Origin of the sequence: Streptomyces sp. NPDC006687 (genome assembly GCF_040636215.1) — a bacterium.
Classification (GTDB): domain Bacteria; phylum Actinomycetota; class Actinomycetes; order Streptomycetales; family Streptomycetaceae; genus Streptomyces.
Map to the genome: position 1 here is coordinate 148778 of NZ_JBEYJJ010000002.1, position 12944 is coordinate 161721.

General features: G+C 72.7%; 10 protein-coding genes and 3 tRNA genes. 8 read left to right on the forward strand and 5 right to left on the reverse strand.

All coding sequences use genetic code 11. From position 1 onward, the window contains the following. The first annotated feature begins 38 nt into the window (after positions 1-38). Together ABZ716_RS03015 and ABZ716_RS03020 are read left to right on the forward strand one after the other, a co-directional pair. Positions 39-710 (forward strand): ElyC/SanA/YdcF family protein, encoded by a 672-nt coding sequence (locus tag ABZ716_RS03015; RefSeq protein ID WP_358809933.1) that lies wholly within the window; start codon positions 39-41, stop codon positions 708-710. A gap of 65 nt (positions 711-775) precedes the next feature. Next, on the forward strand, positions 776-1540 hold the full coding sequence (locus tag ABZ716_RS03020) for a glucose 1-dehydrogenase (RefSeq protein WP_358956398.1): 765 nt from the start codon (positions 776-778) through the stop codon (positions 1538-1540). 37 nt (positions 1541-1577) lie between these two features. Here ABZ716_RS03020 and ABZ716_RS03025 read toward each other — a convergent pair whose 3' ends face one another. Further along, the gene (locus tag ABZ716_RS03025; RefSeq protein WP_358956077.1) at positions 1578-2249 is read right to left on the reverse strand and encodes a rhomboid family intramembrane serine protease; all 672 of its coding nucleotides are present in this window, start codon (positions 2247-2249) and stop codon (positions 1578-1580) included. A 230-nt stretch (positions 2250-2479) separates the two neighbouring features. On the opposite strand from ABZ716_RS03025, the gene ABZ716_RS03030 reads away from it, so the two are divergent. From ABZ716_RS03030 to ABZ716_RS03040, 3 genes are all read left to right on the forward strand, one after another. Next, a complete protein-coding gene (locus tag ABZ716_RS03030; RefSeq protein ID WP_358809931.1) occupies positions 2480-4558 on the forward strand; it encodes a molybdopterin oxidoreductase family protein in 2079 nt (692 codons plus the stop codon). 85 nt (positions 4559-4643) lie between these two features. Then, positions 4644-5318, forward strand: a complete 675-nt coding sequence (locus ABZ716_RS03035; protein ID WP_358956080.1) for a DUF6445 family protein — start codon at positions 4644-4646, stop codon at positions 5316-5318. Between the two features lie 175 nt (positions 5319-5493). Continuing rightward, positions 5494-6630: an RNA polymerase sigma factor gene (locus tag ABZ716_RS03040; protein WP_358956401.1), complete on the forward strand. Its 1137-nt coding sequence runs from the start codon at positions 5494-5496 to the stop codon at positions 6628-6630. 68 nt (positions 6631-6698) lie between these two features. Here ABZ716_RS03040 and ABZ716_RS03045 read toward each other — a convergent pair whose 3' ends face one another. From ABZ716_RS03045 to ABZ716_RS03060, 4 genes are all read right to left on the reverse strand, one after another. Further along, positions 6699-8621 carry an ABC transporter ATP-binding protein gene (locus tag ABZ716_RS03045; RefSeq protein ID WP_358956083.1) on the reverse strand — a complete coding sequence of 641 codons (1923 nt, stop codon included), beginning with the start codon at positions 8619-8621 and terminating at the stop codon, positions 6699-6701. Further along, positions 8618-10351: an ABC transporter ATP-binding protein gene (locus ABZ716_RS03050; RefSeq protein WP_358956085.1), complete on the reverse strand. Its 1734-nt coding sequence runs from the start codon at positions 10349-10351 to the stop codon at positions 8618-8620. The genes ABZ716_RS03045 and ABZ716_RS03050 overlap by 4 nt, the downstream gene beginning before the upstream one ends. Positions 10352-10538: 187 nt before the next feature. Beyond that, a complete protein-coding gene (locus tag ABZ716_RS03055) occupies positions 10539-11978 on the reverse strand; it encodes an FGGY family carbohydrate kinase (protein ID WP_358809926.1) in 1440 nt (479 codons plus the stop codon). A 40-nt stretch (positions 11979-12018) separates the two neighbouring features. Next, positions 12019-12318, reverse strand: coding sequence for a YtxH domain-containing protein (locus ABZ716_RS03060; RefSeq protein WP_358809925.1), 300 nt, complete (start codon positions 12316-12318; stop codon positions 12019-12021). Positions 12319-12464: 146 nt separating this feature from the next. Here ABZ716_RS03060 and ABZ716_RS03065 point away from each other — a divergent pair. The 3 genes from ABZ716_RS03065 (at position 12465) to ABZ716_RS03075 (ending at position 12872) form a co-directional block, all read left to right on the forward strand. Then, positions 12465-12537: transfer RNA gene (locus ABZ716_RS03065), tRNA-Asn, on the forward strand. A gap of 5 nt (positions 12538-12542) precedes the next feature. Then, positions 12543-12615: transfer RNA gene (locus ABZ716_RS03070), tRNA-Asn, on the forward strand. 183 nt (positions 12616-12798) lie between these two features. Then, positions 12799-12872 (forward strand) — tRNA-Ile (locus tag ABZ716_RS03075). Positions 12873-12944: the final 72 nt, after the last annotated feature.

Sequence of the window (12944 nt, forward strand, 5' to 3'; positions counted from 1 at the left end):
CGTACCGGATACCACCGCCACACCCAGGGGGAACGTTCATGCGCCGACCGCGCCTGGGGACCGTACGGGCCCGACGGCGGGCCGTGCAGGCCGTGATGGCGCTGTGCGTCCTGGCCCTGCTGCCCTCCGCGTGGACCCACGCGGCCGCCGACGGCCGGCTCCGCGACACGGCCGGGGCCCCCGACGCCGGGGTGGCGGTCGTCTTCGGAGCCGGGCTGTGGAACGGCCGGCCCACCCCGTACCTCGCGGCCCGCCTCGACGCGGCCGTCGAGCTGTACCGCACCGGGAAGGTGAGGGCCGTCCTGGTCACCGGCGACAACAGCCGTACCGGATACGACGAGCCCGACGCCATGCGCGGCTACCTCACCGCGCACGGGGTGCCCGACGGGCGGATCGTCAGCGACTTCGCCGGCTTCGACACCTGGGACTCCTGCGTCCGCGCCCGGGAGGTCTTCGGCGTGCGCCGGGCGGTGCTGGTCAGCCAGCACTTCCACATCCGCCGGGCCGTCGCCCTGTGCCGGGCCGCGGGCGTGGAGTCGTACGGGGTCGGCGTCGACAACGCCCATGATCTGACCTGGTACTACGGCGGGGCCCGGGAGGTCTTCGCGGCCGGCAAGGCCGCTGTCGACGCCACGTTCAAGCCGAAGCCGACCTTCCTCGGGCCCAAGGAGGAGGGGGTGTCACGGGCCCTGGGCGCTCTGGCAGACTGACGCCGCGAGCGGCGTATGCCGATTCGTCATATCCGGTGGGCGGCGTCAGGGGTGGGACCGTGGCTGTGGTGGATCTGAGCGGCAAGGCCGTCGTCATCACCGGCGGGGCCCGCGGCCTCGGCGCGGCGGCGGCGCGGGCCGTCGTCGACGGGGGCGGCCGGGTCCTGATCACCGACGTCCTGGAGGCCGAGGGCGCCGAAGCGGCCGCGGAACTCGGCGCCGCGGCCCGCTTCCTGCGCCACGACGTCACCAGCGAGGCCGACTGGCGGGCCGCCCTGGACCACGTCCTCGCCGAGTTCGGCCGGTTCGACGGACTGGTCAACAACGCGGGCATCGCCACCGGGCAGTTCCTGGAGCACGAGAGCGTCGAGCACTTCCGCCGGGTGGTGGAGGTCAACCTGACCGGCACGTTCATCGGCATGAAGACCGCGATCCCGCTGCTGCGGGCGAACGGGGGCGGTTCGATCGTCAACGTCTCGTCGGCCGCCGGACTCACGGGGCTGGCGCTCACCGCCGGCTACGGGGCCTCCAAGTGGGGCGTGCGCGGCCTGTCGAAGATCGGCGCGGTGGAGCTGGCGGAGGCGCGGATCCGGGTCAACTCGGTGCACCCGGGCATGACGCTGACCCCGATGACGGCGCCGGTGGGGATCCGGGCGGGGGAGGGCAACTACCCAGGCGCGCCGCTGGGGCGGGTCGGGGTCCCGGAGGAGATCGCCGCCGCCGTCGCCTTCCTCCTCTCGGACGCCGCCTCGTACACGACCGGCGCCGAACTGGCCGTCGACGGTGGCTGGACGGCGGGCCTGACGGTCCGGCACCTGACGGGCGGGTAGGAAGCGCCCCGGCCCGCCCCGGACCACCGCCCGCCCGTCACGCCGGGCGGGCCGCCGGGGGCGTACGGGTGCCGGCCGCCGCCGGGACGACGCCCAGCAGGCAGCCCACGAGCAGGCCCACGCCGTGGTTGTTGGCGAGCAGGCACAGGACGAGGGCCGCCGCCGGCACGAGGAGGGCCGCCCGCCGCAGGGCGGCGACACCGCCGCGCGCCGCGTACGCGGTGGCGAGCGCGCCCACGAGGCCGCAGATCGCCACCGAGTCGCCGCCTCCCCGGGTGCTCCAGCCCGCCATGCTCACCGCCTGGGCCGCGACCCCGCTCACCGCGAGGACCAGCACCGTCCGCCAGGGTCCGAACCACCGCTCCGCGACCGGGACGACGGCGGCGAGCGCGACCAGGTTGAACAGGAGTTGCACCCCTCCGGACGACTGCACCAGCAACGCGGTCACGGCCCGCCACCACGCGCCGTCGGGCTTCCGCTCCAGCGCGCCGACCATGGCCGGGACGGCCGTCTGGACCGCTCCGAGCACCGCCATCACGGCCACCAGCCCCGCGGCGACCGGCGGAACCGGCCGCCGCCACGCCCGCAGCAGGGCCAGCGGCGGGGGCGTCCGCTCCCGGCCCTCCGCGGCGAGGGACGCGAGCAGCGGGACGCCGGACGCGAGGACGGCCGCCGCGCACGCGTAGAGCGCCAGAGTATGCATGTCCATGATCAAAGCCTGCCAGAGGTGAGGCCGGACCGGAGACCCGCGCCCCCGCCGGCGCCCCCGCCCGCCCGCGCCCCGCTCCTCCCGCCCGCGCCCCGCTCCTCCCGCCGGCGCCTCACCCCTCCCGGCCGCCGGCGCCTCACCGCCCCCGCCCGCCCGCGCTGAGCCCCCGCACCCCGGCCCGTAACGCCACAGCGCGCCTCCCGTAACACCTCGCCCCCACCCTGACCGGTATGTCCCGCAGCCAGGAAGCCACCGCCACCCACTGCCCGTACTGCGCCCTCCAGTGCGGCATGAACCTGCGCCCCCAGCCGGACGGCGGCGGTGTCACGGTCGAGGAGCGGCCCGGCTTCCCCGTGAACCGCGGCGCCCTCTGCGGCAAGGGCCGCACCGCCCCCGCCGTGCTCGACTCCCGTGTGCGCCTCACCGAGCCCCTGATCCGCACCCGCCCCGGCGGCCCCCTCGCGCCCGCCACCTGGGAGCAGGCCCTCGACGCCGTCGCCGCCGGCCTCACCCGCACCCGCCGTGCCCACGGCCCCGACGCCGTCGGCGTCTTCGGCGGCGGCGGGCTCACCAACGAGAAGGCGTACGCCCTCGGCAAGTTCGCCCGCGTCGCCCTCGGCACCTCCCAGATCGACTACAACGGCCGCTTCTGCATGTCCTCGGCCGCCGCCGCCCACCAGCGCGCCTTCGGCCTCGACCGCGGCCTGCCCTTCCCGCTGGAGGACATCCCGCGCACCGGCTGCCTGATCCTCGTCGGCTCCAACCCGGCCGAGACCATGCCGCCCGCCCTGCGCTACCTCACCGAACTGAAGGCCAACGGCGGCACGCTGATCGTCGTGGACCCCCGCCGCACCCGCACCGCCGAACACGCCGACCTGCACCTGGCCCCCCGCCCCGGCACCGACCTCGCCCTGGCCCTGGGCCTGCTGCACCTCGTCGTCGCCGAGGGCCGCACCGACCCGGAGTTCATCGCCGCCCGCACCACCGGCTGGGAGGACGCCCGTGCCGCCGCGATGGCCCACTGGCCCGAACTCGTGGAACGGATCACCGGCGTCCCCGTCCCCCGGCTGCGCCGCGCGGCCGAGATGTTCTGCGCCCCCGACTCCGCCATGGTCCTCACCGCACGCGGCCCCGAACAGCAGGCCAAGGGCACCGACACCGTCGGCGCGTGGATCAACCTCTGCCTCGCCACCGGCCGGGCCGGCCGCCCCCACTCCGGCTACGGCTGCCTCACCGGCCAGGGCAACGGCCAGGGCGGCCGCGAACACGGCCAGAAGGCCGACCAGCTCCCCGGCTACCGCAAGCTCACCGACCCCGCGGCCCGCGAACACGTCGCCCGGGTCTGGGGCGTGGACCCCGACAGCCTGCCCGGCCCGGGCCGCAGCGCCTACGAACTCCTCGACGCCCTCGGCGGCGAGGTGAAGGCCCTGCTCCTCATGGGTTCCAACCCCGTCGTCTCCGCCCCCCGCGCCGCGCACGTCGAGGAGCGGATCCGCTCCCTGGACTTCCTCGCCGTCGCCGACGTCGTCCTCTCCGAGACCGCCGCCCTCGCCGACGTGGTGCTGCCCGTCACCCAGTGGGCGGAGGAGACCGGCACCACCACCAATCTGGAGGGCCGCGTCCTGCTGCGCCGTCAGGCCCTCACCCCGCCGCCGGGAGTCCGCGGCGATCTGGAGGTGCTGCACGGGCTCGCCGCCCGCCTCGGGCTGGAGAAGGGGTTCCCCACCGACCCCGAGGAGGTCTTCGGGGAGCTGCGCCGCGCCTCCGCGGGCGGCCCCGCCGACTACTCCGGCATCTCCTACGAACGCATCGCCGCCGAACAGGGCGTCTTCTGGCCCTGCCCCGAGGGCTCCCCGGGCACCCCCCGGCTCTTCCTGGACCGCTTCGCCACCGAGGACGGCCGGGCCCGCTTCGTGCCCGTCGTCCACCGCGAGGCCGCCGAGACCCCCGACGCCGCCTACCCGCTGCTGCTCACCACCGGCCGGGTCGTCGCCCAGTACCAGTCCGGGGCGCAGACCCGCCGGGTGCCCGAGCTCAACGAGGCCGCCCCCGGCCCGTTCGTGGAACTCCACCCCCGCCTCGCCGCCCGCCTCGGGGTGGCCGACGGGACCCCGCTGGCCGTCACCTCGCGGCGCGGACGGGCGGTGGCCCCGGCCCGTATCACCGACGCCATCAGGGCGGACACCGTGTTCATGCCCTTCCACTGGTACGGGGAGGGCCGCGCCAACACCCTCACCAACCCCGCCCTGGACCCCGTCTCGCGGATGCCGGAGTTCAAGGTGTGCGCGGTCCGCGTCGAACCCGCGTGACGGCGGCCGGGGCGGACCATCTCTTGCCGCAGTCTTGGCACCCGCTTTGGCGAGGCTCACAGGTCCCGCAACTAGCGTTCCGCGCATGTCACTCCGACCCCCGAACACCCTCCCCGTGCTGCCCTACCGCAAGCCCACCCGCGGCCGCGACTACTGGGTTCTGGACGACGTACTGCCCGACGTGGACGCCGTACGGGAACGCCTGCTGGCCAAGGACGACTGGGTCCAGGGCGCCCCGCACAAGCCCGAGCCCTGGCCCGGCCTGCGCGCCATGCCCGCCCTGGAACCGGCCGAACTCGCGCACGTGGAGAAGCTCGTGCGGCAGGCCACCGGCGCGCAGCGGATCTGGGCCGAGGACCCGGCCGGCGCCGGCACCTTCAACCACAACTGCGTCCAGGTCGTCGGCGAGGGCGAGTGCGAGTCCCGTCCGCACACCGACTCCCGCACCCTGTGCCGCTACGCCGCCGTCCTCTACCTGACCCCCGGGATCCCCAAGGACTGCGGCACCAGCTTCTACCGGCAGAGCCTGCCCGGCGGGGTCCTCGGCGGCAACCAGGTCCTCGCCCCGCATAACAACCTCGTCGACGCCCTGGGCACCCGCTTCGTCCCCGAGGACTCCTTCACCGAGGACCTCAGCGTCCCCCACCGCTACAACCGCCTCCTGCTCTACTCCGCCAACCTCATCCACAGCGCCACCGGATACTGGGGCACCACGCTGGAGGACAAGCGGATGACGGCCGTCTTCTTCTGGATGGCCTGACGGGGACGGCTCGTCGGACATGAGTCCGATCCGCATCGGGGTTGCCGCCAGGGGGTAACCATCCGGTCACACAGCGGGCTCAGAAAGTGCCCGCACGCCCCTCGTGGCAGCGATGTGCCGTACCCCACACTGTGGTGCGGTGCCACCGTCCTCGGAGCCCCTGGAGGTCGCCCCCGTGCAGACCCGGACCCTGACTGTGAACGTGAGCCACCCCGCCGGCAGCCCCTTCCCCGCCGGTGACATCGCAACCGCGGAGGCCGAGGCCCTGGCCGTGGACGACATCACAGACCCCGCCGCCGGCGCCGACGCGGAGCACCCCGAGGACGAGGAACCCGAGGTGCTCGAACTCATCGAGCAGCCGCCCCCGCCGCCCCGCCCCGGCCAGGGCGGCCCGGGAGGCGGCCCCTCCGCCGACCTCTTCCGCCAGTACCTGCGCGAGATAGGCAGGATCCCGCTCCTCACCGCCGCCGAAGAGGTCGAACTCGCGCGGCGGGTGGAAGCGGGACTCTTCGCCGAGGAACGGCTCGCCGGCGCCACCGACCTCGACTCCCAGCTCGCCGTCGACCTCGACACGCTCGTCGTCATGGGCCGCATGGCCAAACGCCGGCTCATCGAGTCCAACCTGCGGCTCGTCGTCTCCGTCGCCAAACGCTACGTCGGCCGCGGCCTGACCATGCTCGACCTGGTCCAGGAGGGAAACCTCGGCCTGATCCGGGCCGTCGAGAAGTTCGACTACGCGCGCGGCTACAAGTTCTCCACCTACGCCACCTGGTGGATCCGCCAGGCGATGTCACGGGCCCTCGCCGACCAGGCCCGTACCATCCGCGTCCCCGTCCATGTCGTGGAGCTCATCAACCGCGTCATCCGCGTCCAGCGCCGGATGCTCCAGGAACGCGGCTACGAGCCCACCGCCGAAGAAGTCGCCCACCACCTGGAACTGACCCCCGAACGGGTCCTGGAAGTGCTGCGCCTCGCCCAGGAACCCGTCTCCCTGCACGCCCCCGTCGGCGAGGAGGAGGACGTCGCGCTCGGCGACCTCATCGAGGACGGCGACGCCGCCTCGCCCATGGAGTCCGCCGCCTTCTTCCTCCTGCGCGAACACCTCGAAGCGGTCCTGTCCACCCTCGGCGAACGCGAACGCAAGGTCGTCCAGCTGCGCTACGGCCTCGCCGACGGCCGGCCGCGCACCCTGGAGGAGATCGGCCGCATCTTCGGCGTCACCCGGGAACGGATCCGCCAGATCGAGTCCAAGACCCTCGCCAAGCTCCGCGACCACGCCTTCGCCGACCAGCTGCGCGGCTACCTCGACTGAAGAGGGGCGGCCGCGACGGGAAGGGGGCGCCCCGAAGGACGCCCCCACCCGCTCACCCGGCCGCCCGGTCAGTCGACCTCGGCCACCGCCTGCGCGAACTGCGCGGCATACAGGCGCGCGTACGCACCGTCCGCCGCCAGCAGCTCCTCGTGCGTGCCCTGCTCCACGATCGAGCCGTTCTCCATCACCAGGATCACGTCGGCGTCGCGGATCGTGGACAGCCGGTGCGCGATCACGAAGGACGTACGGCCGTGCGCCAGGCGCGCCATCGCCTTCTGGATCAGCACCTCGGTACGGGTGTCCACCGAGCTCGTCGCCTCGTCCAGGACGAGGATCACCGGATCCGACAGGAACGCCCGGGCGATGGTGATCAGCTGCTTCTCGCCCGCGCTGACGCCCGCGCCCTCGTCGTCGAGCACCGTGTCGTAGCCGTCGGGCAGCGTACGGACGAAGCGGTCCGCGTGCGCCGCCCGCGCGGCCTCCTCGATCTCGGCGCGCGTGACCTCGCGGGAGGCCCCGTACGCGATGTTCTCCGCGATGGTCCCGCCGAACAGCCAGGTGTCCTGGAGGACCATGCCGATCCCCGAGCGCAGGTCCTCACGGGTCATCTTGGCGATGTCCACCCCGTCGAGGGCGATCTCGCCGCCGGTGACCTCGTAGAACCGCATCAGCAGGTTGACGAGCGTGGTCTTGCCGGCGCCCGTCGGGCCGACGATCGCGACCGTCTGCCCCGGCTCCACGCGCAGCGACAGGTTCTCGATCAGCGGCTTGTCCGGCTCGTAGCGGAAGGCCACCTTGTCCAGGACGACCTGCCCGAGCAGCTGCTCCGGACGCTCCGGAACCTCCGCGTCCGGCTCCTGCTCGGGCGCGTCCATCAGCTCGTACACCCGCTCCGCCGAGGCGACACCGGACTGCACCAGGTTGGCCATCGAGGCCACCTGCGTCAGCGGCATCGAGAACTGGCGCGAGTACTGGATGAACGCCTGCACGTCACCGATCGACAGGGTGCCCGAAGCCACCCGCAGACCGCCGACGACCGCCACCAGCACGTAGTTGATGTTCGAGATGAAGAACATCACCGGCTGCATGATGCCGCTGACCAGCTGCGCCTTGAACGAGGCCCGGAACAGCTCCTCGTTCTGCTCGGCGAAGACCTCCGCCGACTCCTTCTGCCGCCCGAAGACCTTCACCAGCGCGTGGCCGGAGTACATCTCCTCGATATGGGCGTTCAGCGCACCCGTGCTCTTCCACTGCGCCACGAACTGCGGCTGCGACTTCTTGCCGATCTTCGCCGCCACCACCATGGCCAGCGGTACGGTCGCCAGCGCGACCAGGGCCAGCAGCGGCGAGATCCAGAACATCATCGCCAGCACACCGACGATCGTCAGCAGCGAGTTCATCAGCTGGCCCAGCGTCTGCTGGAGCGTCTGCCCGATGTTGTCGATGTCGTTGGTCGCCCGGCTCAGCACCTCGCCGCGCTTCTGCTGGTCGAAGTACGACAGCGGCAGCCGCGACAGCTTCGCCTGGAGCTCCTCGCGCATCCGGTAGACCATGCCGTTCTGCACGAGGTTCGACAGCCTCGTCGCGACCAGCATCAGCAGCGCCGCCACGGTGAACGCGGCCAGCGCCCACAGCGCCACCACCCCGACGGCGCCGAAGTCGATGCCCTGGCCCGGCGTGAAGTCGGTGCTCGCCAGCATGTCCGCCATGCCGCCGTGCCCCTGGGACCGCAGCCCCTCCAGCGCCTGCTCCTTGGTGAGGCCCTCCGGCATCTCCCGGCCCACGATGCCCGCGAACACCAGGTCCGTGGCCTCGCCGAGGATCTTCGGCCCGACCACCGAGCAGGCGACGCTGCCGACCACGGCCGCGACCATGCCCCACAGCTTCGCCTTGTCCCGCGTCAGCTGGCCCAGCAGCCGCTTGCCCGACCCCTTGAAGTCCGTGGACCTCTGGGGCGAGCCCATCATCATCCGTCCTCCGGGCCCGCTCATGCGGCCTCCGCCTCCGTCAGCTGGGAGAGCACGATCTCCCGGTAGGTCTCATTGCCGGCCATCAGCTCGTGATGGCGTCCCTCGCCGACCACCTGGCCCTCGTCGAGGACGATGATCCGGTCGGCGTCGCGGATCGTGGAGACCCGCTGGGCGACGATGACGACCGTCGCCTCCTGCGTCTCACGGGCCAGGGCCGCGCGCAGCGCCGCGTCCGTCGCGTAGTCCAGGGCCGAGAAGGAGTCGTCGAACAGGTAGATCTCCGGGCGCTGCACGAGCGTGCGGGCGATGGCCAGACGCTGGCGCTGGCCGCCCGAGACGTTCGTCCCGCCCTGGGCGATGGGAGCGTCGAGGCCGCCCTCCAGTGCGGAGACGAACTCCTTGGCCTGGGCCACCTCCAGGGCCCGCCACAGCTCCTCGTCGGTGGCGTCCGGGCGCCCGTAGCGCAGGTTGGAGGCCACGGTTCCGGAGAACAGGTACGGCTTCTGCGGGACCATGCCGACCGTCCGGGCCAGCAGCTGCGGGTCCAGCCGGCGCACGTCCTCGCCGTCGACGAGCACCTCGCCGCCGGTCGCGTCGAACAGCCGCGGCACCAGGCCCAGCAGCGTGGACTTCCCGCTGCCGGTGGAGCCGATCACCGCCGTGGTCTCGCCGGGCCGGGCCACCAGGTCCACCCCGCGCAGCACCGGCGCCTCGGCGCCCGGGTAGTGGAAGTCGGCGCCGCGCAGCTCCAGGCGCCCGCTCACGGACAGCGTGCGCACCGGGTCCACCGGCGGGACGACGCTGGAGTCGGTGTCGAGCACTTCCTGGATGCGCTCGGCGCAGACCTCGGCGCGCGGCACCATCATGAACATGAAGGTGGCCATCATCACGGCCATCACGATCTGCATCAGGTAGGCGAGGAAGGCCGTCAGCTGCCCGATCTCCATGCCCCGGTCGTCCACGCGCATCGCACCGAACCAGATGACGGCGACGCTGGAGAGGTTCACCACCAGGATGACGGTGGGGAACATCAGGGCGAGCAGCCGGCCGGAGGCCAGCGAGACCCCGGTCAGCTCGGAGTTCGCGCCGCGGAAGCGCTCCTCCTCGTAACCGTCGCGGACGAAGGCGCGGATGACGCGGTTGCCGGTGATCTGCTCGCGCAGCACCCGGTTGACCACGTCCAGGCGCTGCTGCATCAGGCGGAACAGCGGACGCGTCCGCCAGACGATCGCGCCGACCGAGGCGCCCAGCACCGGGACGACGGCGAGCAGCACGCCCGACAGCTTCACGTCCAGGGAGAGGGCCATGGCGATACCGCCGACGCACATGATCGGCGCCGAGACCATCAGCGTGAAGGTCAGCAGCGCCAGCATCTGCACCTGCTGGACGTCGTTGGTCGTACGGGTGATCAGCGACGGCGCGCCGAACTGGCCCAGTTCGCGGGCGGAGAAGCTCTGCACCCGGTCGAAGACGGCGGCGCGGACGTCCCGGCCCAGCGCGGCGGCGGTCCGCGCGCCGAAGTAGACGGCCCCGACGTTGCAGACGAGCTGGACGAGCGAGACACCGAGCATCAGCGCGCCGAAGCGCAGGATGTAACCCGTGTCACCGTTGACGACACCGTGGTCGATGATGTCGGCGTTGAGCGTGGGCAGGTAGAGGCTCGCACTGGTCTGCAGGAGTTGCAGCAGCACCAGTGCGGCGATGGGTTTCCGGTGCGGACGCAGGTACGTCCGCAGAAGTCGTATGAGCACGCGCAGGCTCCGGTAGCAAAGATCGAGGGGGTTCACTCCATCTTGTGCCAAGCGGTGGCCTGATCCCTACCGCTTTTCGCAAAGCGGGGTCAAAAGGAGGAGGCCACTTCGTGCCAAGGTCCCCTTGCTGCCAGAACCCGGACGTGCAAGGGCTTGCGGACCGGGCGCGGATGCGGTCGCTCCCGGCTCAGAAGGCGCCCGGGTGCAGCTGCTCCCGCGTGGTCACGTACTGCTGGCGCACCGCCTGCCAGGCCGCGAACTCCTCGCCCGGCTCGAAGACCTGGGCGGCCGGCGCCGGCCAGAGCGGAGGCGTGTGCGGGGCCAGCGTGCCCTGCTGCACCCCCAGCGCCCACGCCGCCTGACGGGCCGCGCCCAGCGCCGCGTAGTCCGCCGGAGCCGGCACGACGACCTGGGTCCCGAACAGCCCCGGCGCGGCGGCCTGTACGGCGGGCAGCTCGGCCGCCGCGCCCAGCAGGAACACCCGCCGGATCCCCACACCCCGGTGCCGCAGCACGTCCAGCGCGTCCGCCAGCCCGCACAGCATCCCCTCGAACGCCGCCCGCGCCAGGTGCTCCGGCTTCATCGAATCCCGGCGCAGCCCGGACAGGGTCCCGGCGGAGTGCGGCAGGTACGGGGTGCGCTCCCCCTCCAGGTACGGCAGCAGGACGAGCCCGTGCGCCCCCGGCGTCGACTTCAGCGCGAGCGCGCTCAGCCCCTCCAGGTCGGTGCCCAGCATGTCGGCGGTGCCGCGCAGGGCCCGTACGGCGTTGGAGGTGTTCACCACCGGCAGGTGCATACCGGCGGCGTCGGCGAGGGAGGTGACCAGTCCGCCCGGCTCCACCAGCGCCTCGTGGTGCACGGCCATCACCGAGCCGGAGGCGCCCAGTGAGACCACCGCGTCCCCCGGCCCCAGGCCCAGCCCGAGCACGGCGGCCGTGGTCTCCCCGGTCCCGGCGGAGATCAGCAGCCCCTCCGGGGTCATCCCGGCGGCGTCGCACGGACCGAGCACCTCGGGCAGCAGCGCCCGGTGCCCGAGCGCCAGCTCGACCAGGTCCGGACGGTACGCGCCGGTGGCCGCCGACCAGTACCCGGTGCCGGAGGCGTCGGCCCGGTCGGTGGTCCGCCGGGCGGGCCGGCCCAGCAGCTGCCAGACCAGCCAGTCGTGCGGGGACATCAGCACCGCGATCCGCCGCGCGGCCTCGGGCTCGTTACGGGCCAGCCAGGCGAGTTTCGCCACCGGCTGCGCGGCGTGCGGCACCGAGCCGACGGCCGCCGTCCAGGCGGCCCTGCCACCCAGCGCCTCGACCAGCTCGGCCGCGGCGGCCTGCCCGCGCTTGTCGTTGCCGACCAGGGCGGGCCGGACCAGCCCGCCCTGCGCGTCCAGCGCCAGCAGCCCGTGCTGCTGCGCCGAGACCCCTATGGCCTGGACCCCCTCCAGCAGCCCGCCCCCGGCCGCCTCCCCGAGGGAGAGCAGCCAGGACTGCGGGTCTGTCTCGTAGGGGACCACCTCGCCCGCCGGCTGCGGATGGGCCGCGTAGCCCTGGCGCAGCACGGCGCCCGTGTCCGTGTCGCAGACGACGATGCGAGTGAAGGTGGAAGAGCTGTCCAGCCCGGCGACTATCCCCATGCGGAGAATTCTGCCCCACCGGGCCGTCCGCCCGGCCGGTTCAGGTGTTGCTGGTTCCCCACTCGTCCTCGAACCCCTGTCCGCGGCGCCGCAGCCCGGGCACCCGCCGCACCACCGAGTTCGGCAGGACGTCACCGGCCTTGTCGCCGACCACGGTGAACGCCCTCACGGCGAACACCCGCCCGCCCTGTCCCGCCGTCTCGGCGGCGTTGCGCACCACCGGGTTCTGTGCGACCCGCTGCGCGGACTTCTTCATCTGCTCGTAGCGCTCGCGTCCCGCGGCCGCTCCCAGGACGTAGCCGAGGGCCACTCCGGCGAGGAACGTGACCTTGTACCGCATGCCTGCCACCCTTCGTCGTGTCGGTGCCCGGCCGGCTGGCGATACCGATTGGCGGAGCACCCCCCTGCTTGCGCTAATCTATGACTCGCAACGGGCGCTCGCCCCCCGGCAAGGCCGGAGGTGGGCTGTTCGTGGCACCGCAGCAATCCCCTGTAGCTCAATTGGCAGAGCAGCCGGCTGTTAACCGGCAGGTTACTGGTTCGAGTCCAGTCGGGGGAGCGCAATCCCCTGTAGCTCAATTGGCAGAGCAGCCGGCTGTTAACCGGCAGGTTACTGGTTCGAGTCCAGTCGGGGGAGCAGGAAGGGAAGAGGGCCCGGTCCGGGTCCTCTTTCTTTTTGCCCGGCCGGGAACCGGGCAGCTTCCAGCGCGGTCTCACTGAGCAGGCGAAGCCGATCATGCGAGGCACCCGAGGCAGGAGATCGTATGAGCGGCTATGCTGCGGCAGACAGCGCGCACACATGTACGCGCCACGCCGTGAAGGGGCGGTAGCTCAGCCGGTTAGAGCAGCGGACTCATAATCCGTCGGCCGTGGGTTCGAGTCCCACCCGCCCCACCGTGCCACGGGTCAGAAGAAACGTTCTGACCCGTGGCTTTCTTGTTGCTGCCGACCGGTCTTGGCACGGGG